General features: G+C 72.6%; 28 protein-coding genes. 7 read left to right on the top strand and 21 right to left on the bottom strand.

Going from position 1 to position 26,381, the window contains the following annotated elements:
• Positions 1–21: 21 nt before the first annotated feature.
• Positions 22–1,194: a thiolase family protein gene (locus DRV84_RS12350; protein ID WP_115981149.1), complete on the bottom strand. Its 1,173-nt coding sequence runs from the start codon at positions 1,192–1,194 to the stop codon at positions 22–24.
• Positions 1,195–1,289: 95 nt separating this feature from the next.
• On the opposite strand from DRV84_RS12350, the gene DRV84_RS12345 reads away from it, so the two are divergent.
• The 3 genes from DRV84_RS12345 (at position 1,290) to DRV84_RS12335 (ending at position 3,908) form a co-directional block, all read left to right on the top strand.
• Positions 1,290–1,625 (top strand): STAS domain-containing protein, encoded by a 336-nt coding sequence (locus DRV84_RS12345; protein WP_115981147.1) that lies wholly within the window; start codon positions 1,290–1,292, stop codon positions 1,623–1,625.
• Positions 1,626–1,658: 33 nt separating this feature from the next.
• Entirely contained in the window at positions 1,659–2,150 is a 492-nt protein-coding gene (locus DRV84_RS12340; protein WP_115981145.1) for an ATP-binding protein, read from the top strand.
• Positions 2,151–2,333: 183 nt separating this feature from the next.
• Entirely contained in the window at positions 2,334–3,908 is a 1,575-nt protein-coding gene (locus DRV84_RS12335; protein ID WP_115981143.1) for a gamma-glutamyltransferase family protein, read from the top strand.
• A 72-nt stretch (positions 3,909–3,980) separates the two neighbouring features.
• Here DRV84_RS12335 and hspQ read toward each other — a convergent pair whose 3' ends face one another.
• A complete protein-coding gene (hspQ, locus tag DRV84_RS12330) occupies positions 3,981–4,307 on the bottom strand; it encodes a heat shock protein HspQ (protein ID WP_115981175.1) in 327 nt (108 codons plus the stop codon).
• 204 nt (positions 4,308–4,511) lie between these two features.
• On the opposite strand from hspQ, the gene DRV84_RS12325 reads away from it, so the two are divergent.
• Positions 4,512–5,087 (top strand): transglycosylase SLT domain-containing protein, encoded by a 576-nt coding sequence (locus DRV84_RS12325; RefSeq protein ID WP_115981141.1) that lies wholly within the window; start codon positions 4,512–4,514, stop codon positions 5,085–5,087.
• Positions 5,088–5,089: 2 nt separating this feature from the next.
• Here the strand turns inward: DRV84_RS12325 and DRV84_RS12320 are convergent, their stop codons facing one another.
• The 4 genes from DRV84_RS12320 to DRV84_RS12305 form a co-directional block, all read right to left on the bottom strand.
• Positions 5,090–5,698, bottom strand: a complete 609-nt coding sequence (locus DRV84_RS12320) for a LolA family protein (RefSeq protein ID WP_115981139.1) — start codon at positions 5,696–5,698, stop codon at positions 5,090–5,092.
• Between the two features lie 71 nt (positions 5,699–5,769).
• Positions 5,770–8,598, bottom strand: coding sequence for a DNA translocase FtsK (locus tag DRV84_RS12315; protein ID WP_115981137.1), 2,829 nt, complete (start codon positions 8,596–8,598; stop codon positions 5,770–5,772).
• A gap of 20 nt (positions 8,599–8,618) precedes the next feature.
• The gene (locus DRV84_RS12310; RefSeq protein ID WP_115981135.1) at positions 8,619–9,797 is read right to left on the bottom strand and encodes an aminotransferase class I/II-fold pyridoxal phosphate-dependent enzyme; all 1,179 of its coding nucleotides are present in this window, start codon (positions 9,795–9,797) and stop codon (positions 8,619–8,621) included.
• Positions 9,798–9,926: 129 nt separating this feature from the next.
• Positions 9,927–11,255 carry an amidase gene (locus tag DRV84_RS12305; RefSeq protein WP_115981132.1) on the bottom strand — a complete coding sequence of 443 codons (1,329 nt, stop codon included), beginning with the start codon at positions 11,253–11,255 and terminating at the stop codon, positions 9,927–9,929.
• Positions 11,256–11,337: 82 nt separating this feature from the next.
• Between DRV84_RS12305 and DRV84_RS12300 the strand changes: the two genes are divergently transcribed.
• On the top strand, positions 11,338–12,555 hold the full coding sequence (locus tag DRV84_RS12300; protein ID WP_115981173.1) for an FAD-dependent monooxygenase: 1,218 nt from the start codon (positions 11,338–11,340) through the stop codon (positions 12,553–12,555).
• 79 nt (positions 12,556–12,634) lie between these two features.
• Here the strand turns inward: DRV84_RS12300 and DRV84_RS12295 are convergent, their stop codons facing one another.
• The 6 genes from DRV84_RS12295 to DRV84_RS12270 all read right to left on the bottom strand — a co-directional run bounded on the left by DRV84_RS12295 (position 12,635) and on the right by DRV84_RS12270 (position 17,119).
• Positions 12,635–12,790, bottom strand: a complete 156-nt coding sequence (locus DRV84_RS12295) for a Trm112 family protein (protein WP_115981171.1) — start codon at positions 12,788–12,790, stop codon at positions 12,635–12,637.
• A 41-nt stretch (positions 12,791–12,831) separates the two neighbouring features.
• Entirely contained in the window at positions 12,832–13,485 is a 654-nt protein-coding gene (locus tag DRV84_RS12290) for an LON peptidase substrate-binding domain-containing protein (protein WP_115981130.1), read from the bottom strand.
• A 26-nt stretch (positions 13,486–13,511) separates the two neighbouring features.
• Positions 13,512–14,435: a thioredoxin gene (gene trxA, locus DRV84_RS12285; protein WP_115981128.1), complete on the bottom strand. Its 924-nt coding sequence runs from the start codon at positions 14,433–14,435 to the stop codon at positions 13,512–13,514.
• 218 nt (positions 14,436–14,653) lie between these two features.
• Complete coding sequence (maiA, locus tag DRV84_RS12280) at positions 14,654–15,286, bottom strand: maleylacetoacetate isomerase (protein WP_115981126.1); 633 nt, start codon at positions 15,284–15,286, stop codon at positions 14,654–14,656.
• Positions 15,287–15,293: 7 nt separating this feature from the next.
• On the bottom strand, positions 15,294–15,500 hold the full coding sequence (locus DRV84_RS12275) for a DUF2783 domain-containing protein (RefSeq protein ID WP_115981124.1): 207 nt from the start codon (positions 15,498–15,500) through the stop codon (positions 15,294–15,296).
• 5 nt (positions 15,501–15,505) lie between these two features.
• On the bottom strand, positions 15,506–17,119 hold the full coding sequence (locus DRV84_RS12270; RefSeq protein WP_115981122.1) for an FAD-dependent oxidoreductase: 1,614 nt from the start codon (positions 17,117–17,119) through the stop codon (positions 15,506–15,508).
• A 90-nt stretch (positions 17,120–17,209) separates the two neighbouring features.
• Here DRV84_RS12270 and DRV84_RS12265 point away from each other — a divergent pair, with 90 nt between their 5' ends.
• Complete coding sequence (locus tag DRV84_RS12265) at positions 17,210–17,764, top strand: HdeD family acid-resistance protein (protein ID WP_115981120.1); 555 nt, start codon at positions 17,210–17,212, stop codon at positions 17,762–17,764.
• Positions 17,765–17,777: 13 nt separating this feature from the next.
• Here the strand turns inward: DRV84_RS12265 and DRV84_RS12260 are convergent, their stop codons facing one another.
• From DRV84_RS12260 to hmgA, 4 genes are all read right to left on the bottom strand, one after another.
• Complete coding sequence (locus tag DRV84_RS12260) at positions 17,778–17,978, bottom strand: hypothetical protein (protein ID WP_115981118.1); 201 nt, start codon at positions 17,976–17,978, stop codon at positions 17,778–17,780.
• Between the two features lie 37 nt (positions 17,979–18,015).
• Positions 18,016–18,966 (bottom strand): MBL fold metallo-hydrolase, encoded by a 951-nt coding sequence (locus DRV84_RS12255; protein ID WP_115981116.1) that lies wholly within the window; start codon positions 18,964–18,966, stop codon positions 18,016–18,018.
• A gap of 66 nt (positions 18,967–19,032) precedes the next feature.
• Positions 19,033–20,289, bottom strand: coding sequence for a fumarylacetoacetase (gene fahA / locus DRV84_RS12250; RefSeq protein ID WP_115981114.1), 1,257 nt, complete (start codon positions 20,287–20,289; stop codon positions 19,033–19,035).
• A 103-nt stretch (positions 20,290–20,392) separates the two neighbouring features.
• On the bottom strand, positions 20,393–21,748 hold the full coding sequence (hmgA, locus tag DRV84_RS12245) for a homogentisate 1,2-dioxygenase (RefSeq protein ID WP_115981112.1): 1,356 nt from the start codon (positions 21,746–21,748) through the stop codon (positions 20,393–20,395).
• Between the two features lie 77 nt (positions 21,749–21,825).
• Here hmgA and DRV84_RS12240 point away from each other — a divergent pair, with 77 nt between their 5' ends.
• Entirely contained in the window at positions 21,826–22,281 is a 456-nt protein-coding gene (locus DRV84_RS12240) for a MarR family winged helix-turn-helix transcriptional regulator (RefSeq protein WP_115981110.1), read from the top strand.
• A gap of 43 nt (positions 22,282–22,324) precedes the next feature.
• Here the strand turns inward: DRV84_RS12240 and DRV84_RS12235 are convergent, their stop codons facing one another.
• The 5 genes from DRV84_RS12235 to trmD form a co-directional block, all read right to left on the bottom strand.
• A complete protein-coding gene (locus DRV84_RS12235; protein WP_158547803.1) occupies positions 22,325–23,383 on the bottom strand; it encodes a BLUF domain-containing protein in 1,059 nt (352 codons plus the stop codon).
• Between the two features lie 201 nt (positions 23,384–23,584).
• Positions 23,585–24,397, bottom strand: a complete 813-nt coding sequence (locus DRV84_RS12230) for a division plane positioning ATPase MipZ (RefSeq protein WP_115981106.1) — start codon at positions 24,395–24,397, stop codon at positions 23,585–23,587.
• A 165-nt stretch (positions 24,398–24,562) separates the two neighbouring features.
• A complete protein-coding gene (gene rpmE / locus DRV84_RS12225) occupies positions 24,563–24,784 on the bottom strand; it encodes a 50S ribosomal protein L31 (RefSeq protein WP_115981104.1) in 222 nt (73 codons plus the stop codon).
• A gap of 11 nt (positions 24,785–24,795) precedes the next feature.
• A complete protein-coding gene (gene rplS / locus DRV84_RS12220) occupies positions 24,796–25,185 on the bottom strand; it encodes a 50S ribosomal protein L19 (protein WP_115981102.1) in 390 nt (129 codons plus the stop codon).
• A 370-nt stretch (positions 25,186–25,555) separates the two neighbouring features.
• The gene (gene trmD, locus DRV84_RS12215; protein ID WP_115981100.1) at positions 25,556–26,356 is read right to left on the bottom strand and encodes a tRNA (guanosine(37)-N1)-methyltransferase TrmD; all 801 of its coding nucleotides are present in this window, start codon (positions 26,354–26,356) and stop codon (positions 25,556–25,558) included.
• Positions 26,357–26,381 lie beyond the last annotated feature (25 nt).

Here is a 26,381-nt window from a genome sequence, read left to right as displayed (position 1 = left end):
TCGTACGAAAAATCGCCCCGCTCACGTCCGCTCGATCGCGATGGCGGTGCCCTCGCCGCCGCCGATGCAGATCGCGGCGATGCCCCGCTTGAGGCCCCGCGCCTCGAGCGCGTTCAAGAGCGTCACCATGATCCGCGCGCCCGAGGCGCCGATCGGGTGGCCGAGCGCGCAGGCGCCGCCGTTCACGTTCACGATGTCGCGCGGCAGGCCCATCTCGCGCATGAAGGCCATGGGCACCACCGCGAAGGCCTCGTTGACCTCCCAGAGGTCCACGTCGCCCACGCGCCAGCCGAGGCGCTCCAGCAGCTTGCGCGCGGCGGGCACCGGCGCCGTGGTGAACCAGCCCGGCGCCTGCGCGTGGCTCGCGTGACCGAGGACCCGCGCGCGCGGCGTCATGCCGGCGGCCTCGGCGTGTCCGCGGTCGGCCAGCACCAGCGCCGCCGCCCCATCGGAGATCGAGGAGGCGTTCGCCGCCGTCACCGTGCCGCCCTCGCGGAAGGCGGGCCTGAGTTCCGGGATCTTGTCGGGGCGGGCCTGCGCGGGCTGCTCGTCGGCCTCGACCACCGTCGCGCCCTTGCGCGACCGGAGCGTGACGGGCGCGATCTCGCGGGCGAAGGCGCCGCTTTCCTGCGCGGCGAGCGCCCCCTCCAACGAGCCGATGGCGTAGGCGTCCTGCGCGTCGCGGGTGAACTGGTAGTGCTCGGCGCAGTCCTCGGCGAAGGTGCCCATGAGGCGGCCCTTGTCGTAGGCGTCCTCCAGCCCGTCGAGGAACATGTGATCGACCGCCTGCTGGTGCCCGATCCGCGCGCCCCCGCGCATCGACGGCAGGAGATAGGGCGCGCGGCTCATGCTCTCCATGCCGCCCGCGGCGACGACCTGCGCATGGCCGAGCGCGATCTGATCGTGGGCGACCATCGCCGCCTTCATGCCCGAGCCGCACATCTTGTTGAGCGTGGTCGCCGGCACCTCCTCGCCGAGGCCGGCGGCGAAGCCCGCCTGCCGCGCCGGCGCCTGACCCTGACCGGCGGGCAGGACGCAGCCCATCACCACCTCGTCGACCGTCGGGCGCCCCGCCGCCTCCAGCGCGGCGTCGAGCGCGACGCCGCCCAGTTCCGCCGCCGGCGCGCCCGAGAGCGCGCCCTGCAGCCCGCCCATCGGCGTGCGGGCCGCGCCCGCGATTACGACCTCTGCCATCGTGATCCCTCCTCTCTCCGGGGACGGGATACCGGATGGTAAGGTTTCCGGTCCAGTCTCGCGCCGACTTCGACACCGGGAGGGAGGACCGCCCCATGCAGCTCGACAGCCGCGACGACGGCGCGACGCGGATCGTCGCCGTGCGGGAGCCGCGGATCGACGCCGCGGTGGCGATCCGGTTCAAGGATCTCATGCGCGCCGAGAGCGGCGATGCGCCGCCCCGCGTGGTGCTCGACCTCGGGGCGGTGGAGTTCATCGATTCGAGCGGGCTCGGCGCCATCGTCGCGGCGATGAAGCAGATGGAGGACCGCACGCTCGAGCTCGCCGCGGTCACGCCGGCGGTGGACAAGGTGTTCCGCCTGACCCGGATCGACCGGATCTTCACCATCCACCCGAGCGTCGAGGCCGCGCTCGCCGCGCCGGCGGGCTGACCGGCCGGCCCGCGTCGTCGGAGGGTCGGGGCCATGCCGCGCACCAAGGCCGAGCCGCTCGTCGCGCTCTCCTGCCGCGGCCGCCTCTCGGAGGTCCGGCCGGCGCTCGCCGATCTGCGTGCCGCGCTCGCCGCGCAGACCGGTGGCGCCTGCGCCGAGGGGCTCGATTCGGTCGAGATCGCCGTCGCCGAAGTGCTCAACAACATCGTCGAGCACGCCGGGCCCTCGGATCGGCGCGGCGCCATCCGGATCGAGGTGCGCGCCGGGGCCTGCGGCCTGCTCGTCCGCGTCAGCGACGACGGCCGCCCGATGCCGAACGGCGCGCCGCCCTGCGCCGCGCTGCCGGCGCTCGACGTGCCGTGCGTCGACCTGCCGGAGGGCGGCTTCGGCTGGGGCCTCGTGCAGGCGCTGACGGCGGAGCTGCACTACCGCCGGGCGGCAGGGCGCAACGAGCTCGCGCTGCGCTTCGCCTGTCCGGGCGGCGGCGTCGCAGAGCCGCCCGATGCCGCGAAAACGCCCGATTGAGTCCCCGAGTGTGCCAGATTGCCCGGTCATGCAGGGCCGCGTAGCTGCACAGGCTTCCCTCGGTGCCGCGCCGTCAATAGCCCCCACCTTGTGCGCGGCACCGAGGTTCTCCCAACGTCATCCCGAGCATTGCGTCCGCCGGCGCGCGCGCCTAGCACTCGATCAGGCCGAGTGGAGGAGCAGATGCGCGATTTCCAGACCCCCGGGCGCTCGCCCGTCTTCGCGAGCGAGGGCATGTGCGCCACCTCGCATCCGCGCGCGGCGCTGGCGGCGGTGGACATCCTGCGCCGCGGCGGGAACGCGATGGACGCGGCCATCGCGGGCGCCGTGCTCCTCGGGATCTGCGAGCCGCACATGACCGGGCTCGGCGGCGACGCCTTCGCGCTCTGGACCCGCGCGGGCGAGGACGAGGTGCGCGCGCTCAACGGCTCCGGCCGCGCGCCCGCGGCCGCCACCGCGGACGCGTTGCGCGCGCGCGGGCTCGACGCCGTGCCGGTGGATGGGGCGGAGGCCGTGACCGTGCCGGGCGCCGTCGCCGCCTTCGACCATCTCGCCACGACCGAGGGGCGGCTCGGCCTCGGCGCGCTGCTCGCCCCGGCGATCGAGGCGGCGGAGGCCGGCGTGCCGGTCGCCCCGCGCGTGGCCTTCGACTGGACGACCGCAGCCGCGCGGCTCTCGGGTGCGGCGCGGGATCACTTTCTCGTGGGCGGCGCGGCGCCCGCGCCGGGGACGCTGTTCCGCGCGCCGGGACAGGCCGAGGTGCTGCGCCGCATCGCCCGCGACGGCGCCCGCGCCTTCTACGAGGGGGAGGTCGCCGAGGACATCCTCGCCACCCTCGCGGCGCGCGGCGGGCTGCACACGGCGGAGGATTTCGCCGCCGCCGCGCCGACGCCCGCGCAGCCGATTTCGGGGCACTACCGGGGCCGCGAACTCGTCGAGCATCCGCCGAACGGGCAGGGTGCGGCGGCGATCCTGCTCGCGCAGATCCTCGAGGAGTTCGACCTCGCTGCGCTCGATCCCTTCGGCCCCGAGCGCGCGCATATCGAGGCGGAGGCGTGGAAGCTGGCCGAGGACGCGCGCAACCGATTCGTCGCCGATCCCGAGCGGGCGGAGGCGGCGCGGCTCACCGATCCCGGGACCGCGCGGCGCCTCGCCGGGCTGATCCGGCCCGACGCGGTGCTGCCCGACGTGGCGCCGCTGACCGAGGCGATCCACCGCGACACGGTCTATATCACGGTGGTGGACCGCGACCGCATGGCCGTCTCGCTGATCTGCTCGATCTTCCACGGCTTCGGCTCCGGCCTCGCCTCGGAGCGCTTCGGCATCCTGCTGCACAACCGTGGCGCGGGGTTCACGCTCACGGAGGGCCACCCGAACGAATACGGCGGCGGGCGGCGGCCGATGCACACGATCATCCCGGCGATGCTGCGCGAGGGCGGGCGCGTGACGATGCCCTTCGGCGTCATGGGCGGCGGCTATCAGCCGACCGGGCACGCGCGCGTCCTGTCGAACATCGCGGACTACGGGATGGACCCGCAGGCTGCGCTCGACGCGCCGCGGGCCTTCGCCGACGCCGGCGCGCTGCAACTCGAACGGGGGTATCCCGAGGCGACGCGCCGCGCGCTCGCTGATCTGGGGCACCGGGTCGTGACGCCGGACCAGCCCCTCGGCGGCGGGCAGGCAATCCGCATCCGGGACGACGGCGTGCTCGAGGGCGCCTCCGACCCGCGCAAGGACGGCTGCGCGCTCGGCTACTGAGCGGAGGGGCGCGCCGCATCCGCGGCGTCGGGCCGGGGCGGGCCGCCGCGCTCGCGGCGCACCGCCTCGGGCTCAGTTCAGCTGCACGTCGAGCGGGTAGTGCCCGTCCTCGAAGGGGCCGAAGAACTCGGGGATGTCGGGGTGATCGACCGGCTCCCCGGAGTAGTCGGCCACGAGGTTCTGCTCCGAGACGTAGGCGATGTAGAAGCTCTGATCGTTCTCGGCGAGCAGGTGATAGAAGGGCTGTTCCTTGGCCGGGCGGCTGTCCTCGGGGATGGCCTGATACCATTCCTCGGTGTTGTTGAACTCGGGGTCGACGTCGAAGACGACGCCCCGGAAGGGGTGCCGCTTGTGGCGCACCACCTGGCCGAGCCCGTATTTTGCACGTGTCATGCGCATGTCCTTCATCCTTGGGGTCTTCTAGCGCCGCGGGCGGCGGTTTGTCCATGAGCGCGGCCGCGGCGCACACGAAACAGTCTGTGACGGGCGATCCGACAGTCGCCGCCGCCGGGCGCGGCGAAACGCGGATTCCCCCGCGCGCCGCGATCGGCTATACTGAACGAAACCGACGGCACGATCGGTCTTCGAAAGGACACGAGGCAGATGAGCAGACTCCTGATCGCGCTCCTCGCGGCGCTCGTCGTCGGATCGTGCGGCGGCAGCTATTCCGCGCCCCGCAACCTCGATGACGCCTGCGCGCTGACGCGGGAGCGCCCGCACTACTACCGCGCCTTCCGCGCCGCCGAGCGCGAGTGGGGCGTGCCGGTGCATGTGCAGATGGCCACCATGCACCAGGAAAGCCGCTTCATCGGCGACGCGCGCACCCCCTTCCGCTACGCGCTGGGCGTGGTGCCCATGGGGCGGCAGAGCTCCGCCTACGGCTACAGCCAGGCGCTCGACGGCACCTGGGAGGATTACAAGCGCGCCACCGGCAAGCGGCGCGCGCGGCGCGACGACATCCGCGACGCTGCGGACTTCATGGGCTGGTACATGACCCTCTCGCGGGAGCGTAACGGCATCCCGCTCTCGGACGCGCGCAACCAGTACCTCGCCTATCACGAGGGGCACGGCGGCTTCGCGCGCGGCAGCTACAACGCGAAGTCGTGGCTCCTGCGCGTGGCCGATCGCGTCGACCGGCGGGCCCGGCGCTACCAGGCGCAGCTGGCGACCTGCCGGTAGGATCAGCGCCGCCCGCCCTCGGGCGTGTTGAGCTGGATGTTGAAGAGCCGGTCGGGCAGGTCCGCGCGCATCTGCATGTCGTGCAGCATGACGGTCGTCACGCCCCCCTGCGCGTCGATCACCTGCCACTGGCGCAGGGCGACCGGCGGGCCGGTGAAGACGAGGCGCAGGCGCCCGGTGTCCGGGCGCTCCGGGTCCTGCGCGGTGACGACGGTCGCGCCGCCCTCGGTCTCGCGGTGTCCGGTCACCATGCGGGCGCGGGTGAGATCCACCGTCTCGGCGAGGATCAGGTTCAGCGGCGTGCGGTCGAGCGGATAGGTCTCGGGCCGCGCGTCGCCCTTGTCGTCGAAGATCGCCACCGCGCCGGCGGCGGCGAGGACGAGCGTCTCCTGCGGGGGGTCGTATTCGAAGCGCATGCGCCCCGGCCGCGCGATGTAGAGCGTGCCGGTCTGCTCGCTCCCGTCGGCGGCGATCTGCGTGAAATCGGCCTGCACGGTGCCGAGCCCGTTCAGATACCCGGAGATCGCGCCGAGCGACAGCTTCTCGGCCGCCGCCGGCCCCGCCGCGAGGAGGGCGACCGCCCCCGCCGTCAGTGTCCGCTTGATGCTCATGGCGCCAAGATAGGGGCGCGGGCGGCGGCATGCACCACCCGGCCGGTCACTTTGCCGCGACGGCGCGGGGGTCACTGCGGTTCGGGCAGCAGGATCTCGCGCTTGCCGACGTGGTTGGCCGGGGTCACGACGCCCTGGTCCTCCATCTGCTCCACGAGGCGCGCGGCCTTGTTGTAGCCGATGCCGAGCTTGCGCTGGATGTAGGAGGTCGAGCACTTGCGGTCCTTCGCCACGATGGCCACCGCCTGATCGTAGAGCGCGTCCTCGCCGTCGGTGTTGCCGCCGAGGCCGAGCACCGCGTCGATGTCGCCGGATTTCTCCTCCTCCGGTCCCTCGACCACGCCCGAGACGTAGTCGGGCGGGCCGAAGGCCTTGAGGTGGTTGACGACCTCCTCGACCTCCTCGTCCGAGACGAAGGGCCCGTGCGCTCGCGTGACGCGCCCGCCGCCGGCCATGTAGAGCATGTCGCCCATGCCCAGAAGCTGCTCGGCGCCCATCTCGCCGAGGATCGTCCGCGAGTCGATCTTCGAGGTGACCTGAAAGCTGATGCGCGTCGGGAAGTTCGCCTTGATCGTGCCGGTGATGACGTCCACCGAGGGGCGCTGCGTCGCCATGATCAGGTGGATGCCGGAGGCGCGCGCCATCTGCGCGAGGCGCTGGATGCAGGCTTCGATCTCCTTGCCCGCGACCATCATCAGGTCGGCCATCTCGTCCACGATGACGACGATGTAGGGCATCTTCTCGGGGGCGAATTCCTCGGTCTCGAAGACGGGCTCGCCGGTCTCGTCGTCGAAGCCGGTCTGCACCGTGCGGCGGAACATCTCGCCCTTGGCCTGCGCGTCGGCGACGCGGCTGTTGTAGCCGTCGATGTTGCGCACGCCCATCTTCGACATCTTGCGGTAGCGCTCCTCCATCTCGGCGACGACCCACTTGAGCGCCACGACCGCCTTCTTGGGGTCCGTCACCACGGGCGAGAGGAGATGCGGAATCCCGTCGTAGACGCTGAGCTCCAGCATCTTCGGGTCGATCATGATCAGCCGGCATTCGTCCGGCGTGAGCTTGTAGAGCAGCGACAGGATGAAGGTGTTGATCGCCACCGACTTGCCCGAGCCGGTCGTCCCCGCGATCAGCAGGTGCGGCATCTTGGCGAGGTTGGCGACGATCGATTCGCCCCCGATCGTCTTGCCGAGCGCGAGCGGCAGCTTCTGCGTGCCGTCGCCGAAGTCGCGGCTCGCCAGCAGTTCGCGCAGGAGCACCATCTCGCGCCGGTCGTTGGGCAGCTCGATCCCGATGACCGAGCGCCCCGGCACCGTCGAGACGCGCGCCGAGAGCGCCGACATCGAGCGCGCGATGTCGTCGGCGAGGTTGATGACCCGGCTCGCCTTCAGCCCCGGCGCGGGCTCGAGTTCGTACATGGTCACCACCGGGCCGGGGCGGACGCTGACGATGTCGCCCTTCACGCCGTAGTCCTCGAGCACGTTCTCGAGCATGCGGGCGTTCTCGGCGAGCGCGTCCTCGCTCAGGTAGTGGCGTTCGATCGAATCCGGGTTGCGCAGGAGCGCGAGCGGCGGAAGCTCGAAGGCCGTGTCCTCCTCCGCCTCGGCGAAGCGCAGCGCCGGCTGCGCCTCTTCCCTGGCGCGGCGCGAGGGGGCGGGCGCCTTGCGCGCCTGCGGTTCCACCACCGGGCGCGGCGGCTCGGCGGCCGGGATGCGGGCGTGCACGACGGGCGCGCCTTCGGCGCGCGGCGCCTCGACCTCCGGCGCCTCGAACTGCGGCGTTTCGACCTCCGCCGCTTCGGGGGCCGCGCCCTCCGCCTTGGGCTCCGGCGCGGTGAGCGGCGGCTCGACCGGGCGCGCGGGACCGCTCAAGGGGGGGTCCTGCCGCGGGGCCGCGGAGTCGAGGACGAGCGGATCGGGGCGCCGGCCCCGCCCGCGGGTGAGCGGCGCCTCGCGCACGATAGCGGGCGCGCCCTCGCGCCGGGCGCGGCTGCGCACGGCGTCGGCGATGCGCGCGCGGATGTGGTCCTCTCCGGGCGCCTCGGCGTCGTCCTCGGGCGGCGTCTCCTCGATGAGCTCGGGCTCCGGCATCGGCTCGGCCCGGCGGCCGATCGCGGGCATGCGCGCCAGCAGCCCGCCGCCGGCGCGGGGCGCGGCGTCCTCGCGCGTCTCCCGCGCGGCCTGCGCCTCGGCCCGGGCCTCCGCCCGGTCGGCGAGCGCCGCGCGCAGCCCGAGCAGACCGGCCCCCGTCGACCGCCCAGCGCGCGCGAGCGCCGAGAGCAGCGCGGCGTAGACGACGACGATGCCGAGCACGAGGAACCGCCCGATGCCGCGCAGTTCGCGCCACGAAAAGCCCAGGACGAAGGCCCCCATCGCCACGAGCGCCGCCGCCATCCCGGCCGAGACGAGCCGCAGGCCGAGGCCGGGGCCGACGGGCACCGCCGTCAGCATCGCGGCGAGCGCGGTGTCCCCGAAGAACCCGCCGAGGCCGAAGGCATGCGTCCAGCCCGCGCCGGGCACCAGCGTCGCGGCGTAGACCGAGAGCGCGGCGATCCAGATCGGCGCGAAGACGAGACGGCCGAGCGCCCGCTCGCCGCCCCGGTGCAGGCAGAGGCGCAGGCCCCAGCCCGCGGCGACCACGGCGATGCCCCAGGCGCCCATCCCGACGACCAGCACCAGCGGCGCGGCGATCGTGGCGCCCGTGCGGCCGAGCCAGTTGCGCACCTCGCCGTCGGTGGCGGCCATCCAGCTCGGGTCGTCCGGGTGGTAGGACGCCAGAAGCGCCGCCATCGCCGCCCCGAGGGCGATCAGCGCGAGCCCGACGAGCTCCTTGCCGCGCTTTTCCAGCGCGTCCGCCGTTTCGCTGTCGAGGAGCGGGTCGCGCCCGCGCGCCTGATACGCCATGGTCTCCCCTCTCGCCTGTGTCAGTCTTCGAGCACGCGGCGGATCGCCTCGAGCCCGCGCAATACCTCGGCCTCCGGCGCGACGAGCGCCGCGCGCAGGTAGGCCGCGCCCGGATTGCCGCCCTCCGCGTCCTGCGCGAGATAGGCGCCGGGCAGCGCCCGCACCCCCGCCTCGCGCCAGAGCCGGAGCGCCGCCTTTTCGCCGTCGCCCGTCTCGAGCCAGAGGAAAAAGCCCGCCTCGGGCGCCGTGTAGCCCGGCAGATCGCCGAGCACCTCGTCGGCGAGCGCGAACTTGCGGCGGTAGAGGCGGCGGTTTTCCTCCACGTGGTCGTCGTCCTCCCAGAGCCGGGCCGAGGCGTGCTGGATCGGCAAGGGCAGGGGCGCGCCCGAGTAGGCGCGCAGCTGCTTGATCCGGGCGAGGCTTTCCGGCCCGCCGGCGACGACGCCCGAGCGCAGGCCCGGCACGTTCGACCGCTTGGAGAGCGAATGAAAGACGACCACGCGCTCCGGGTCGGCCCCCTTCGCCGCGGCGATCTCCAGTGCGCCGGTGGGCGGCGTCTCGCGGTAGATCTCGGCGTAGCACTCGTCGGCGAGGATCTTGAAATCATGCGCCTCGGCGAGGTCCAGCAGCCGGTCCCAGTAGACCGCGTCGGCCACCGCGCCCTGCGGGTTGGCGGGCGAGCAGATGTAGACCGCCGCCGTCCGCGCGAGCAATTCCTCGGGCAGGGCCGCGAGATCGGGCAGGAAGCCCGTCTCGCGCGTGGCGGGGACGAAGACCGCCTCCGCCCCGATGGAGCGCGCGGCGACCATGTAGACCTGGTAGAAGGGGTTGGGCATCAGCACCGCGGCGCGCTGTCCGGCCTTCTCGGACGGCAGGAGCGCCATCGCTGCATTGTAGAGCCCCTCGCGCGTGCCGTTGAGCGCCATGATCTGCGCGTCCGGGTCCAGCGTCACGCCGTAGCGCCGCTCCAGATAGCCCGCCGCCGCTTGCCGGAGCGCGGGCGTCCCCTCGTTCGGGGGGTAGCGGCCGAAGCCCGCGGCCTCGGCGGCGATGACCTCGCCCAGCCAGTCGGGGAAGGGGTGCTGGGGCTCCCCGATCGCCATCTGAACCACTTCGCCGCCGGGCGGGTGGTCGTCGAGAAGCGCCCGCAGACGCGGGAACGCATAGGCCGGGAGGGAGCCGAACCGCTCGGGATACATGCCTGCACTGCCTCAAGATCGGGGTCGTCGCGCCCCTTTGGCCAGCAGGATACCGGCGCGGCGGCGCGGCGTCCAGAAAAAGACCGAAGCGCCACAGGCTTGTGGCGGGCGCGCCATAGCGCCCGGGCGTCAGGCGAGCGCCGCCTCCGCCGCCGCGCTGAGCCGCAGGAGCGCCGCCTCGCCCATCGGCCGGCCGAGAAACTGGATGCCCGCCGAGGGCACGCCCGTCGGCAGGGTGAGCCCCGGCAGCTTCATCAGGTTGCCGATCCGCGTGTTGCGCAGCGTCAGCAGGTTCTCGGTCCGGTAATACGCGCTCTCGGTCTCGAGCCGGTCGAGCTGCGGCGGCGCGATGGCGACCGTCGGGCAGATCACCGCGTCGAAGCCGGCCGTCGCGTCGGCCCAGGCGCGGCGCGCGGCCATCATCCGCTCCCAGGCGGCGAGGTAATCGGCCGCGCGCGTCTCGGCGCCCCCTCGGAACCGCGCGAGGATCTCGGGGAACATCGCGTCGGGGTTCGCCTCGATCACCTCGCGCCATGCGGCGTAGGCTTCGGAGGTGTAGAGCAGCGCCGAGTCGCCCATCGGCCCCTCGAGCGCGGGCACCTCGATGGGCACCACCTCGGCGCCCGCGGCCTCGAGCCGGGCCCGCGCGCGGGTGTAGCCCTCCTCGGGCGCGTCGCGCAGGTCGTCGAAGGCGATGGTGCGGATCTCGGCGAGGCGCGCCCCGTCGAGCCGCGCGCCGCGCAGGTCGGGCGCGCGCGTCCCCTCGAGCGCGGCGAGCAGGAGCGCCGCGTCCTCCACCCGCCGGGCGAGCGGCCCCACCGTGTCGAAGCGCGCGGCGAGCGGCACGACCCCCTCGAGCGAGAGCCGCCCGGCGGTCGTCTTGAGCCCGACGAGATCGTTCCACGCCGCCGGCACCCGCACCGAGCCGCCGGTGTCCGAGCCGATCGCCGCGGGGGCGAGGCCGAAGGCCACGCTCGCCGCCGCGCCCGACGACGACCCGCCCGAAACGGCGCCCGCGTCGTTCACGCAGGGCGGCGTCGCGGTGACCGGGTTGTAGCCGAGCCCGGAGAAGGCGAGCTCGGAGAGATGCGTCTTGCCGAGGCAGACGAGGCCGAGCGCGGTGGCGCTCTGCAGCACGGCGGCGTCGCGCGCCGGCACGCGCCCCTTCAGGAGCGCGCTGCCCGCCTCCGTCGCCGTGCCGGCGGTGTCGAAGAGATCCTTCCAGCTGACCGGCACGCCGTCGAGCGGGCCGCGCCGCTGTCCGCGCTTCGCGCGCCCGGCGGCGGCCTCCGCCTCGGCGCGGGCGCGCTCGGGCGTGAGGCGGGCATAGATCCGGTCGCGCAGCGGATGCGCCGAGGCCGCGTCGAGGCAGGTCTCCGCGAGGGCGAGGGGATCGACCTCGCCGGCCGCGATCCCCCGCCCGAGCTCCGCCGCGCCGCGGCTCAGAAGATCCGTCATCTCGCCCTCCCTCTCGACGGCGAGGACGGTAGCGGCACCGCGGCGCATGGACAATCCCGCCCGCCCGCGCATATTTCCGCGCATGAGCACCGACACCGACATCCTGATCGCCGGCGGCGGCCTGACCGGCACGGCCCTCGCCCTCGCGCTGGCCCGCGCCGGGCGCCACGTCACGCTGATCGATCCCGCCCCCGTCGCCGCCCGCGCGGCGGATGGGTTCGACGGCCGCTCCTACGCGCTCGCGCTCGCCTCGGTGCGGATGCTGCGCGCGCTGGGCCTCGGCGAGACGATCGCGGACCACGGCCAGCCGATGCTGGAGATCCGGATCAGCGACGGGCGCGCGAACGGCGGGCCATCGCCCCTCTGGCTGGAGTTTCACCACGCCGAGATCGAGGAAGGCCCGATGGGCCACATGGTCGAGGATCGTCACCTGCGCCGCGCGCTCCTCGAGGCGGTCGCGGCCGAGCCGCGCATCGACCACCGCGCCGGCGAGGCGGTGACCGATCACGTGGCGGGGCCGGCCTCCGTCACCGTGACGCTGAGCTCGGGCGCGCGGGTCTCGGGCCGGCTGCTCGCCGCCTGCGACGGGGTGCGCAGCCCGACGGCCCGGCGCGCCGGCATCCGGCGCACCGGCTGGCGCTACGGGCAGACGGCGCTCGTCTGCGCGCTCGCCCACGAGAAACCGCACCACGGCGTCGCGCATCAGTTCTTCATGCCCGAGGGGCCGCTCGCCATCCTGCCCCTGCCGGGCGATCGCTGCTCCATCGTCTGGACGGAGCGCGACGCGCGCGCCACGGCGATCGACGCGCTCGACGACGCGGGGTATCTCGCCGCGCTGCGCCCGCGCTTCGGCGATTTCCTGGGCGAGATTACGCTCGCGGGGACGCGTTACACCTACCCGCTCGAACTCAGCCTCGCGCAGAGCTTCACCGACGACCGCCTCGCGCTCGTCGGCGATGCGGCGCACCGGGTGCATCCCATCGCGGGGCAGGGGCTGAACGCCGGGCTGCGCGACGTCGCCGCGCTCGCCGAGGTGATCGGCACGGCCGCGACGCGCGGCGAGGATCTCGGCGCGGCCGACGTGCTGGACCGCTACGCGCGCTGGCGGCGGTTCGACACCGCGGCCCTCGCCGCGGCGACGGACGGGGTCAACCGCCTCTTCTCGAACGACAATCCGGTGGTGCGGCTCGGCCGCGACCTCGGCCTCGGGGCGGTGGCGCATCTGCCGCGGCTGCGGCGCGGCTTCATCCGCGAGGCGGCGGGGCTGACCGGCGCGCTGCCGGAGCTGATGCGGGGCTGAGCGTCGATGCGGGGCTGAGCGTCACTGTCGGCGTGAGGCAATCCCTCCGCCACCCTTCAAGGCGGAGCGGACAGCGCGCTCAGTCGTCGAGGCGCCGCGCCTCGTCGCGCAGCATCACCGGGATGCCGTCCCGGATCGGATAGGCGAGCCCGGCGGGACGCGAGATCAGCTCCTGCCGGGCGGCGTCGTAGGAGAGGGTCGTCTGCGTCTCGGGGCAGACGAGCGCCTCGAGCATCCGGCGGTCGAAGCCGTGCGGCGTCTCCTCCGGGCGGTCGGTCACTGCACCGCGCCCCCGGTGCCGCGCTCGTCGCCGCCGCGCAGCGCGAACTCGATCAGGGTGACCAGTGTCTCGCGGCGGGTCGAGAGGCTCGGCGCCTCGAGCAGGGCCTGCTTGTCCTCCGGCTCGAAGTCCAGAAGCATCGAGAGCGAATTGACGAGCAGCTCGTCCTCCGCCTGCTTGAGCGAGTCCCAGTCGGTCGACAGGTTGCGCGTCTCGAAGTAGCGCCCGAGCAGGCCGAGAAACCGCTCCCGGTCGAAGCCGGGGTCGGTGTCGGTCTGCGCCAGATCCTGCTCGAAGCCGGACCAGGAGACATTGGCGCGCCGGTAGGGCGTGAAGCCGTCGACCTCCTCGAGGACGCGGAAGCGCGAGATCCCGGTGAGCGTGATCATGTAGCGCCCGTCCTCCGTCTCGGAGAACTGCGTCAGCCGCCCGGCGCAGCCGATGCGCTGCAGGTCGGGCGACGTGCTGCCCGGGCGCGGGTTCGGCTGCACCATGCCGATCAGCCGCGCGCTGGTCTTCATGCAATCCTCGAGCATGGCCAGATAGCGCGGTTCGAAGATGTGCAGCGGCAGCCGCGCCCGGGGCAGGAGCAGCGCCCCGGTGAGCGGAAAGACGGGGAGTGTCTCCGGCAGATCGGCGGTCTTGAACATGGCGGTGAGCTAGCCCGGCCCGCCCGTCAGGCAAATATCATGGAGCTGAGTTTCCGCCGCCCGTTCAGCACGATCGGGTCGTTCGGCTTGAGCGCGTCGAAGATCGTGAAGAGCTGCTGCTTGGCGGCGCCGTCGTTCCATTCGCGGTCGCGCCGGAAGAGCTCCAGAAGCTCGTCGACCGCGGCCTCCGTCTGCCCCTTGGCGTAGAGCGCCTGCGCGAGATCGTAGCGCGCCTGATGGTCGTTCGGGTCGGCCTCCACCTTGGCGCGCAGATCGGCCTCCGGGCCGACCTCCTGCGCTTGCCGGGCGAGCGCGATCTGCGCCGCCGCCGCTTCCAGTTCGTGCGACTTGGAGATTTCCGCGGGCGCGCCGTTCAGGATCGCCTCGGCCTGATCGAGATCGCCGAGCGCGACGTGGGCGCGCACGAGCCCGCCGTAGGCGCCGGCGTTGTGCTCGTCCTCGCCGAGGATGGCGGCGAAGGTCTGCGCCGCGTCCGCGGCCGCGCCCTCGGCGAGCATCGCCTCGGCCGCCTCCACCGCCTCGTCGAGGCCGCCGTCCTCGCCGGTCTCGCCGCCGGCGGCCTGCACCACGCGGTCGATGAACTCCTTGAGCTGCGAGGCGGGGAGCGCGCCCTGGAAGCCGTCGATGGGCTGCCCCTTCCAGAAAGCGTAGACGGTCGGGATCGACTGGATGCGCAGCTGCTGCGCGACCATCTGGTTCTCGTCGACGTTGACCTTGACCATCTTCACCGCGCCGCGCGCGGCGGTGACGGCGGATTCGAGCGCCGGGCCGAGCTGCTTGCAGGGGCCGCACCAGGGCGCCCAGAAATCGACGATGACCGGCACCTCCTGCGAGGCGTCGACCACGTCCTGCATGAAGCTGGCCTCGGACGTCTCCTTGATCAGGTCGCCGGCCGGCGCCGCTTGTTTCTCTCCGCCCAGTTCGATCATCGCTGTCACCTCGAATTCCGTCTGCCTGACCCGCTATATGGCCCCGCGCCGCGCGCGTTCCAAGAGAGCCGGCCCCCGGCCCGGCCCTGCCGCATCCGTCCGCCTGCCGCAAGGGCGCCGTCCCGGGCCGCGCGCGCCGGGCGGGGCGATTTTTCGTACGAAAAATCGCCATGACGCGCGGCCGGGCGGCGGGAGATTTTTCGTACGAAAAATCTCCGTCAGCGCGCCTGCCGGTCGGGATGCGCGGCGGCGAAGGCGGGATGCGCCTCGAGCGCCGCCTTCACGCGCCGGATGCGCGGGCAGTCGGCGTAGTCCGCCGCCCAGCGGTCGGCGTTGTAGAGCTGCGGCATGAGGCAGATATCCGGCAGCGTCACGCGCCGCCCGGTGCAGTAGGGCGCCTGCGTCCAGCGGCCGAGGAGCGCCTCGAAGGCCGCGAGACCGGGGGGGATGAAGCGCTGCATCCAGCTCTGCCGCGTCGCCTCGTCCCCGGTGATCCGCACGGCGTGGGCGGCGACCGAAAGGTTGCAGACCGGGTGGATGTCCACCGCGATGGCCTGCGCCGCCGCCTCGACGAAGCAGCGCTCGGCCGGGTCTCCGGGCAGGAGGCCGAGGTCCCGCGTGCGGTCGAGATAGGCGAGGATGGCGAGCGATTGCGTGAAGCGATGCCCGTCGATCTCGAGCACGGGGACGAGCCCTTGCGGGTTCCGCGCGAGGTGCGCCGCGCTCTTCTGGTCCTGCGCCGTGAGATCGACGGGCACCTGCCGGTAGTCGATCCCGGCGAGGTTCAGCGCGATCCGCAGCCGGTAGCTCGCTGAGCTGCGCGCGTAGTCGTAGAGCACCGTCTCCGTCACCGCGCGCTCACGCCTCGTCGGTGCCCGGATGCCGCGCGGCGGCGAGCGCCCGGCGCAGGGCCTCCCGGTCGCCGACGTGATTGGCGAGGATCAGGATCAGCCGCGCGTTGAGCGCGTCGCTTTCGGCCTTGGTCAGCCCCTCGTGCGCGGCGAGAAGCTCGGCGTAGAAATCGTCCGGCCCGGCGATGTTGGGCGCGAGCGTCAGGTCGGTCATGGCGGTCACTCCTGTCCCGTGGCGCGGCGGATCGCGGCGCGGATCCGCGCCTCGTCGTAGGCGGGCCAGCGGCCGGCGACGTGCTGGTCCGGGCGGATCAGGTAGATGGCCGAGCGGGCCGCGCCCAGATACCGCTCGGCGAGCGCGCCGGTCGGGTCGTCGCCGGCCGAGAGCGCGACGCGCGCCGCGTCGATGCCCGCCTCGCTCACCCGCTCCGGGGCCTCGGCGTCCAGCGTCAGGATCGTGAAGGCGCCGCCGAGCCGGTCGAGGAGATACCCCTCGCCCGCCGGCGCGTCGGGGCAGGGGGCGCCGGGGCGCGTGCGCGCCGGCCCGCCCTCGAGCGCGTCATCGGCGTTGAGCGGCGAGCCGTCGTAGACCGAGGGCAGCGACAGCCGGCCGGAGTTCACCAGCGGGCGGGCGAAGTCGTAATGCTCCGAAAGGTCGAGCACCGCGTCGCGGAAGAGGCGGCTGATCTCCGACTTGGGCGTGATGAAATCCGTGGAGCGGGTGGAGTTCAGGATGTTCTCGTCCGCCGCCGCGATCCGCTCGGCGTCGTAGCTGTCGAGAAGCCCCTCGGGCGCGCGGCCCTGGATCACCAGCCCCAGTTTCCAGGCGAGGTTGTCGGCGTCCTGAATTCCGCTGTTCGCGCCGCGCGCGCCGAAGGGGCTCACCTGATGCGCGGAATCGCCGGCGAAGATCACGCGGTTGTGGCGGAAGCGCTCCATGCGCCGACACTGGAAGGTGTAGATCGAGACCCACTCGAGTTCGAAGGCGACCTCGTCGCCGAGCATCTGGCGCAGGCGGGGGATCACCCTTTCGGGGGTCTTCTCTTCCTCCTTGTCGATGTCCCAGCCGAGTTGCAGGTCGATCCGCCAGACCCCGTCCGGCTGCTTGTGCAGGAGCGCCGACTGCCCCGGGTTGAAGGGCGGATCGAACCAGAACCAGCGCTCGGTCGGGAACTCCGCCTCCATCACCACGTCCGCGATCAGGAAGTTGTCCTCGAAGACGCGGCCGACGAAATCGAGGTCCAGCATCGACCGGATGGGCGAGCCCGCGCCGTCGCAGGCGATCAGCCAGTCGGTCTCGACCGTGTAGGGCCCCTCGGGCGTGTCGATCCCGAGGCGCACCCGGTCGCCGAGGTCGTCCACCGCCTGCACCCTGTTGCCGCCGCGCAGCTCGATCTCGGCGCCCTGACGCTGCAGGTCGCGGACGCGGGCGACGAGGCGATCCTCGAGGTGATACTGCTGCAGGTTGATGAAGGCCGGGCGGTGGTGGCCCTCCTCGGGCAGCAGGTTGAAGTCATAGACCCTGCGGTCGCCGAAGAAGACCTTGCCGAGGTTCCAGACCACGCCCTTGTCCACCATCGGCTGCCCGCAGCCGAGCCGGTCGAGGATCTCGAGCTGGCGCTTGGCGAAGCAGATCGCGCGCGAGCCGAAGCTCACCCTGTCGTTGTCGTCGAGCACGACGACCGGCACGCCCTGCTCGGCCAGATCGATCGCCGCGGCGAGGCCCACGGGGCCCGCGCCGACGATCATCGCCGTATGGCGGACCGGCGCGGCGGCGTCCTGATCGGCCGTGCGCGTGTAGGGGTAGAGCGGCATCTCGAAGATCTTGGTCATGGCGAAACCTCCGGGCGGGGCGGGCGTTGATCGGGCGACAGGATTTGCGAAAGGCGCGGGCGGCCGGACCGCCCGCGGAAAGGAGCCGGGATGACCACGACGGATTTCACACGCGAGATGCAGGAGACGGACTGGCGCTGGCTCGCCGCCTTCGGCGCGATCATGCTGATCGGTGGGCTCTTGGCGCTCGCCAATCCCTTCGCCGCCTCGATCACCGCCGAGATCCTCGCCGGCGCGGCCTTCGTCGCCGGCGGCGCGGTGCAGCTCTGGTTCGCGGCGGCGGGCACCGCGGGGGCCGACCGCGGGACGCGCTGGCTCTCCGGGCTTCTCGGGGTCATCTTCCTCGTTCTCGGCATCGTGCTTCTGGCCAATCCGCTCGCCGGGCTGTTGACACTGACCATCGCCGTGGGTGCGCTCTTCGCCGGCATGGGCGTTGCGCGGATCGCGCTGGCGCTGCGCTGGCGCCCGGCGGTCGGCTGGGGCTGGATGGCGGCCTCGGGCGGGCTGTCGCTGATCCTCGCGGCGATCATTCTCTTCACGCTGCCGGCCTCCGCGCTCGCCATCCTCGGCATCCTCCTCGGCGTCGACCTGACGGTGTCGGGCGCGGTCTCGCTCGCGCTCGCCTGGCGGGCGCGGCAGGGCTGAGGCGACCGGGGGCTCACCGCCTGCGCGCCTTCCGCAGCGCGCGGGCGGACCAGAGGGCGGTGCCCCCGAAAAAGGCGCCGCCCAGCCCCACGATCTCGATCCAGGCCGGCCCAACGGGGCGGACCACAGCCGCCACGCCGAGCGCCGCCAGCCCCGCGAGCGAGACGATCAGGCGAAACCACAGTTCGCCGCGGCCCGGGCCGAACCGGGTCATCCGCGCCGCGCCCCGCGATATGCGCTCGCCACGCCCATCAGCCCTGCAGCGCCGCCCACATTTCCTTGTCGCGCGCGGCGGTCCAGATGCGCGGCGTGTCGATGCCGCGCGCCTCGTCGTAGGCGCGCGCGACGTTGAAGGGCAGGCAGTGCTCGTAGATCGCGTAATCGGCGAACTTCGGGTCGCATTCCGCGCGCACCGCGTCCCAGGCCTCCTTCAGCGTGCCGCCGCGCGCCGCGACCTTCGCCGCCGGGCGGTAGGTGCTTTCCACGAAGTCGCGGGTGTTCTCGATCGCGGTATTCACCATCTCGCGCCCCACGAGCGCGTCGCCGCGCCCTGGCGCGATGGCGTCCACTTCGAAGGCCTTGATCGCGTCGAGCGTGGCGCCCCAGTCCGCGAAATGCCCGTCGCCGCAGTAGCAGGCCGAGTGGTATTCCACGATGTCGCCGGTGAACATGACGTTCTGGTCGGGGACGTGGATCACGATATCGCCCGCGGTGTGCGCGCGGCCGAGGTGCATCAGGTCCACCCGGCGATCGCCGAGATAGACGGTCATCCGGTCGTTGAAGGTGGTGTTGGGCCAGGTCAGGCCGGGGATCGACTCGTGCCCCTGGAAGAGGCGCGGGAAACGCTCGAACTCGCTCTCCCAGTCCTCCTGCCCGCGTTCGGCGACCATGCCGCGCGCGGCGTCGGACATGATGACCGTCTGCGCGCCATAGGCCGAGGCGCCGAGCACGCGCACCGCGTGGTAATGCGTCATGGCGAGATGGGTGATCGGCTTGTCGGTGACCTCGCGCACCTTCTCGATCACCTTGTTGGCAAGGCGCGGGGTCGCCTGCGCCTCGACGATCATCACCGAGTCGTCGCCGATGATCACGCCCGAGTTCGGGTCGCCCTCGGCGGTGAAGGCCCAGAGGCCCTCGCCGATCTCGGTGAAGCTGATCTCCTTGTCCGCCATGTCGCCCTGGCTGGCGAAGGCTTTGCTCATGTCGTCGCTCCGTCTGTGGTGTCGGCCGGGCGCGCGCCCGGCTCCGTCGTGTCGATCCGCGCGCCCTCAGCGCGCGTAGGGGTCCTCCAGCGCGGGCAGAAGCGTCCCCGCGCAGGTCCCGAAGCCCACGGTGTAGCCGTCGCCGCGCGCCGCGCCGTGCAGGGTCAGCGTGTCCCCGTCCTCGAGGAAGGCGCGCGTGCCGCCGGTATCGAGCGCGACGGGGTCCTTCCCGCCCCAGCTGAGCTCGAGAAGCGAGCCGCGCTGGTGCGCCTCCGCGCCCGAGATCGTGCCCGAGCCGAGCAGATCGCCCACCCGCATCGGGCAGCCCGCGGTGGTATGATGGGCGAGCTGCTGCGCGGAGGAATAATACATCTCCCGGTAGTTCGTGCGCGCGATCTCGGTCGGCGCGGCGCCCTCGGGCGCGAGCGTCACGGCGAGGTCGATGTCGTAGAGCATCGGGCCCGCATCGCGCAGATGCGGCAGAAGCTCCACCTCGCGCGCGGGGGTGGGCACGCGGAGGGGCTCCAGCGCGTCCTTGGTCACGATCCACGGGCTGATCGAGGTCGCCGTCGCCTTGGCCTGGAAGGGGCCGAGGGGCTGGTATTCCCAGGCCTGGATATCGCGCGCCGACCAGTCGTTGAGCAGGACGTAGCCGAAGATCATCGCGTCGGCCTCCTCCACCGTCACCGGCTCATCCGAAGGCTGGCCGACGATGGCGCCCATCTCGAGCTCGAGGTCGAAGCGGGCCGAGGGCGCGAAGCGCGGCGCGTCGTCGTTTGGGCCCTTGAGTTGGCCCCAGGGCCGGCGCACCGGCGTGCCCGAGACGACGACCGAGGAAGCGCGCCCGTTGTAGCCGATCGGGATGTGCAGCCAGTTGGGCGGCAGCGCGTTCTCCGGGCCGCGGAACATGGTGCCCACGTTCTGCGCGTGGTGCTTGCCAGCGTAGAAATCGGTGAACTCCGCCACGCGGAAAGGCAGGTGCATCCGCGCGTCCGCCTGCGGAACGAGGAAGCCCTCGACCGCCGCCCGCGCCGGCGCGCCCTCGGCGAGGAGGTCGGTGAGCTGCGCGCGCAGCGCGCCCCAGACGCCCGGCCCGGCCTCCATCAGCGCGTTCCAGGCGGGCGCGCCGAAGAACGGCCCGCCGTCGAGCGCGATCTGCCCGACCGCCTCGGCGCGGGCCACGTCGAGGATCATGTCCCCGATGGCCACGCCGCAGCGCGGCGCCAGCGTGTCGGTGGAAAACACGCCGTAGGGAAGGTTGTTCAGCGGAAAGGGGTGGTCGGCGGCGTTGGCCGATCCGACCCAGCTCTTCGTCAGGGGCATCCTGTGTCCTTCGTCCTGTCGTCGCGGGCGCGCCGCGGTCCCGCGGCGCGCAAGGCTTTTGCAAAAGCCTTGGCCAAGGGCCTTGCAAGGCCCTTGGCCGCGCTCACTTCAGCCCGGGCGTGCCGTCGAACTTCTTCTCGAGATCGGCCCAGCAGTCGATGTAGTCGTCCTGCATCGGCGCCTCGGTCGCCGCGAAGGGCGTGAGGTGCTGCGGGAAGCGCGTCTCGAACATGAAGGACATCGTCTCGTCGAGCTTCTCCGGCCCGAGATCGGCGTTCGACGCGCCCTCGAAGGCCTGCCGGTCCGGCCCGTGCGGCAGCATGCAGTTGTGCAGGCTCATGCCGCCGGGAACGAAGCCCTGCGGCTTGGCGTCGTACTGCCCGTAGATGTTGCCCATCAGCTCGGACATGATGTTCTTGTGATACCACGGCGGGCGGAAGGTGTCCTCGGCCACGAGCCAGCGCTCGCGGAAGAGCACGAAGTCGATGTTCGCCGTCCCCGGCACGCCCGAGGGCGCGGTCAGCACGGTGAAGATCGACGGGTCCGGGTGGTCGAAGAGGATCGCGCCGACCGGGCAATAGGCCGTCAGGTCGTACTTGCAGGGCGCGTAGTTGCCGTGCCAGGCGACCACGTCGAGCGGGCTCTGCCCGATCTCGGTGCGGTGGAACTGCCCGCACCACTTCACGGTCAGCGTGGACGGCACCTCGCGGTCCTCGAAGGCGGCGACCGGCGTCTTGAAGTCGCGCGGATTGGCGAGCGCGTTCGCGCCGACGGGGCCGCGCGGGGGCAGCTCGAAGGTCTGCCCGTAGTTCTCGCAGACGAAGCCGCGGGCCGGCCCCTCGAGGAGCTCGACGCGGTAGACGAGCCCGCGGGGCAGCAGCGCGATCTCCTGCGGCGCGAGGTCGATCACCCCGAGCTCGGTGGCGAAGCGCAGCCGCCCCTCCTGCGGCACGACGAGAAGCTCCGAGTCGGCCGAGTAGAAGTATTCGTCCTCCATCGACTGCGTGACGAGGTAGATGTGACTCGCCATGCCGGTCTGCGTGGTCACGTCGCCGGCGGTGGTCATGGTGCGCATGCCGGTGAGCCAGGTGAGCGCCGCGTCGCTATGCGGCACCGGGTCCCAGCGATACTGCCCGAGGCTCGCCACCTCCGGGTCGATGCAGGGCGCCGATTTCCAGTAGGGCAGGTCGATCCGGGTGTAGCGCGCCGAGTGCTTGACCGAGGGGCGGATGCGGTAGGTCCAGGTCCGCTCCGGGGGGTGCTTGGTGAAGGCGCTGCCCGAGAGCTGCTCTCCGTAGAGGCCGTAGTTGCACTTCTGCGGCGAGTTCATTCCCTGCGGCAGCGCGCCCGGCAGCGCCTCGGTCTCGAAGTCGTTGCCGAAGCCGGGCATGTAGCCCTCCTGCGTGCCGACGGGCGTGGCGGCCGAGATCAGGCCCGAGGGTTCGGTCCGGCGGTTCATGGTCGCGCTCCTTCTCCCGGAATTCGGTTGCGTCGCTAACGGTTGATTTTGTAACTAACAAGGGAGGAGGCGGCGCCCTGGACGAAAAAGACGACTTCGACCTGCAGGAATTCCTGCCCTACCTGCTGAACCAGGCGGCCGAGGAGGCGAGCCTCGCCTTTCAGCAGGTCTACAAGCGCCGCTACGGGATGCTGCGCACGGACTGGCGGGTGCTCTTTCACCTCGGCATCTACGGCGAACTCACCGCTGGCGAGATCGGCGCGCGCGCCCGCATCCACAAAACGAAGGTGAGCCGGGCGGTCGCGCGGCTCGAGGCGTGGCGCTTCCTGACGCGGGCCACCGACGCGGCGGACCGCCGGCGCGAGACGCTGCGCCTGACCGCGCAGGGCGAGGCCGCCTACCGCGACCTGCGGGCGGTGGCGCGGGACTACGACGCGCGGCTGGTGGCCGAGTTCGCCCCGGAGGAGGCGGCGCTCCTCAGGCGGATGCTGCGCCGGCTCGCGCGGTCCGGGGGCGTGGGCGACGACGCCTGAGGTGCGGGCCGCGGGCGCGGCGCCGTCCTGCGGCGGGGCCGCGTCAGCCGAGGGCCACGGGCGCCGCGCCCGTTCGTGGGGCGAGGCTTTCGAGCCCCGGCCGCAGCGCCGCGGCCACCGCCGCGCGCAGCCGCTGCGCCGTCGCGGCGAGGGGCTGCCCGCCCCGGTGCCCGACGAGGACCGGCGTCTGCGGCACCGCGCGCCGCAGCGTGGCGGAGAACTCCGCGAGCGGCCCCTCCGAGATCCCGGAGAGCAGGTGACTGCCCGAGAGCACGACCGGCGTGCCAGGCGCGCGCCGCGCCGCCGCCTCGATCTGGGCCGGGCGGCTGTCGAGCATCAGGCTCACCGCCCAGCCGGTGGCGCGCAGCACGTCGGCCTTGAGCACCGCGCCGAGGAAATGCGGATTGCCCGGCTGGTTCGCCACGATCGCATGCGCCATCGGGCGCACCGGATCTGACGCGGGCCGCGCCTGCCAGAGCAGCGCCTGGAACCGGCCGAGCGCGAGGGTGGCCTCCGCCATGCTCCAGCGGTCCGCCATCCAGCCGTCGCCGAGCGCATGGGCCACCGCCTCGTAACAGGCGGCGCGGCCCGCGGCGGTGGCCATGAAGGGCCGCAGGGCGTGAATGAGCGCGCCGTCGTCCTCGGGCGCGGCGAGCGCCGCGGCGACCGCCCCGGCCTGCGACGCGGTCAGTTCCGGGGTCTTGCGCAGCGTGTCGCGCGCGGCCTTGGGAGAGGCGAGCGCGCCGGCCCAGTCCTCGGTCGCGAGCGCGGGCGCCACCCGGCCGAGCGCGATGGCCTGCGGCGCGAGGGCGGCGTCCTTCACGCCCTGGAAAAGCTGCATGTGCCAGCCGACGAAGGCGCGGCTCTCGGCGGTGACGTCCTCGGTCACGGTCAGGCGCTCGTGGCGCCGGTCGCGGCGCAGCGCGTCGAGCAGCGCCTCGATCGCGGCGGGCGATCCCTCGATCCACTGCCGGTAACGGTCCCCGGAGGACACGAGCGCGCCGGTGATGCCGCTCGCGGCGTTGCGCGCCGCGGCGTCCTCGACGAGCGCCGCGATCTCGTCCGACTCGAGCCGGCGCGTCGCGTCGCTGCGATAACTCACACGCCGGATCGGCTCTGCGGCTGCGCTGCCCGCGCGTGTCATCCCCGCTCTCCCCTCGCTCACGCGCCGCGGCGGGTCCGCGGCCCTGTCGTGCCGGCGCCGCGCGTGCCAGGCGTATCGCGCACGGCGACGGCACTGTCAGTATGGTTTGACATAGTTAAATGTCTAGCAAAATTTACAGGCAAATCCCGTGCGGGGTGCTCAGATATCCACCGTCACGCCGGGCAGGTCCAGCGTCCGGACCAGCTCGCGCAGTTCCTGCCGCGCCGCGATGTTGGACAGGTTGAGCTGGCGCACGCCGATGTCGCGCAGGTCGAGCAGCGTCAACCCGCGCGGAAAGAGCTCGCGGAAGATCACGCGCTCGTGGAAGCCCGGCCCGATTCGGAAGCCGATGCGCTGCGCGAGCCGTTCGAGCGCGCGCTCCATCTTCTTCTTGTTGACCATCGCCTGCGCGCCGAGCCGGTTGCGCAGCACGATCCAGTCGAGCGGCTTCAGCCCGGCCTGCGCGCGCAGCTGCCGCGCGCTCCAGACCATCTCGGAGTAGACCGAGGGGCCGCGGATCGTCTCGCCGTCGCCGTCGATCCGGGCGAGCAGGTCGAAGTCCACGAAGCTGTCGTTGAGCGGCGTGACCAGCGTGTCGGCGTAGGTGTGCGCCACCTGGCTCAGGCGCGTGTGCGAGCCGGGGCAGTCGATCACGACGAAGTCGTAGCCCTCGTCGGTGAAGCCGGCCACGGCGGCGGCGAGCCGGTGGTCCATCGGGTTCTCGCCCTCGGCGAGCGCGTCGGCGTCGATCTCGGGCAGGTCGCGGTAGACGGGGCCGGGCAGGGTGACGCCCTCCTGCGCGAGAAACTGCGCCCGGTTCGCCGTGTAGCGCCCGAGGCTCTTCTGCCTGAGGTCGAGGTCGAGCGCGCCGACGCCGTGGCCCATCCGCGCGAGCGCCGTGGCCAGATGCATCGAGACGGTGGACTTGCCCGCGCCGCCCTTCTCGTTGCCGACGACGATGATATGCGCCATGCCGCTCCCCCTTGACCGGCCGCGTGGCGCGGCCTGGCGGTGGGGATACTACATGTAGAGAGGCAGACAAGGGGCAGCCGCATCTCCCGGGGGCTGCCGGATCGGACCACCCGCCGCATGGGCAGGCGGAAGGGCGGGCGCCGCGGGGCGCCCGCCGGGCCCGGCTCAGAAGCCGAGGCCCTCGTACTTTTTCTTGAACTTCGACACGCGCCCGCCGGTGTCCATCAGGCGGGTGCCGCCGCCGGTCCAGGCGGGGTGCACCGACGGGTCCACTTCGAGCGTCATCGTCTCGCCCTCCGCGCCCCAGGTGGAGCGCATCTGCACGGTCTCGCCGTTGACGAGCTTGACGTCGATCATGTGGTAGTCGGGATGGATGTCCTTCTTCATCGCGGCGGTCCTTACAGCTGGGCGCTCTTGGGCTTGGGGGCGCGGTAGTTGGTCTGCTCGGCGATGCGGGCCGACTTGCCGCGGCGCGAACGCAGGTAATAGAGCTTCGAGCGGCGCACCTTGCCGCGGCGCACCACGGTGATGTGCTCGATGTTGGTCGAGTAGAGCGGGAAGATCCGCTCGACGCCCTCGCCGAAGGAAATCTTGCGCACCGTGAAGGTGCCGGCGATGCCCTCGCCGTTCTTGCGGCTGATGCAGACGCCCTCGAAGTTCTGCACGCGGGTGCGCGTGCCCTCGGTCACCTTGTAGCCGACGCGCACGGTGTCGCCGGCCTTGAAGTCGGGAATCTCCTTCCCGAGCGAGGCGATCTGTTCCGCCTCCAGTTGCGCGATCAGGTCCATCCGATCCACTCCTCGTGTCGCTCGCGGTTCGCCCGCGAAGATATGTCCGCCCCAGAGCTCTGGTCCTCGATCGGGTCCGCCGCGGCGCCCGCCAGAGAGTTCGGTCGCGTTACTTCGTCGTCGTGTCGTTCTCGTCCGTCGGTCCGGGTCGTTCGTCGTGCCGGGTCGTTCGTCGTGCCGGGTCGTCCGTCTTTCCGGGTCGTCCGTGCCGGGGTCGTCTGTCCCGGGTGCCCGCCTGTCACGGGCCGCCGCCCGCCGTGTCCCGCCGGACGCCGAGGGAGCGCCCGAACAAACACGACAGGTCCGTACGGCCGACAGACCCCGGACGGCGCGCGTATACCGCCCGGCCGCGGCGCGATCAAGCCCTCTCTCAGTCCGCCTCGCCCGGCTCCGGCGGCAGGAGGTCGGGCCGGCGCGCGCGCGTCAGCCGCTCCGCCTCCGCCCGGCGCCAGCGGGCGATCTCGGCGTGGTTGCCGGAGAGCAGGACGTCCGGAATGCGCCGGCCCTGCCACTCCGCCGGGCGGGTGTATTGCGGGTGCTCGAGCAGGCCGTCGGAAAAGCTTTCCTCCTCCACCGAGGCCGCGTTGCCGAGCACGCCGGGCAGGAGGCGCACCGTCGCGTCGAGCATCGCCTGTGCCGCGATCTCGCCGCCGGTCAGGACGAAGTCGCCGAGGGAGACCTCCTCGATGCCGTAGTGATCGAGCGCGCGCTGGTCGATGCCCTCGAAGCGCCCGCAGATCAGCGTGACGCCCGGCCGCCGCGCCCAGTCGCGCGCCATGGCCTGCCCGAAGGGCGCGCCGCGCGGGCTCATGGCGACGAGCGGCATGGCCGGGTCGGCGCCGTGGCGCGCCGCCTCCACCGCGCGGCCCAGCACGTCGGCGCGCAGCACCATGCCCGCGCCGCCGCCCGCCGGCGTGTCGTCCACGTTGCGGTGCTTGCCCTCGCCGAAGGTCCGCAGGTCGGTCACCTGAAGCTGCCAGATGCGCTCGCGCAGCGCGCGCCCGGTCAGGCTTTCGCCGAGGACGCCCGGAAAGGCGCCGGGAAAGAGCGTGACGACCTGCGCCGTCCAGACCCCTGCAAGTTCCGGCGCCTCGGGCATCAGCGCCTGCGGCGCGGCGACGGGGCGGATGGCCTTGCGGCCGTGCGACCGGGAGGGGGGATCGGCGGGCATGGCCGCTCTCTAGCCCGTGCCGCCC

This window comes from Rhodosalinus sediminis, assembly GCF_003385555.1.
Taxonomy (GTDB): Bacteria; Pseudomonadota; Alphaproteobacteria; order Rhodobacterales; family Rhodobacteraceae; genus Rhodosalinus; species Rhodosalinus sediminis.
The sequence above is the reverse complement of the archived record's forward strand: the minus strand, read 5'-3'. Positions and strand labels throughout refer to the sequence as shown.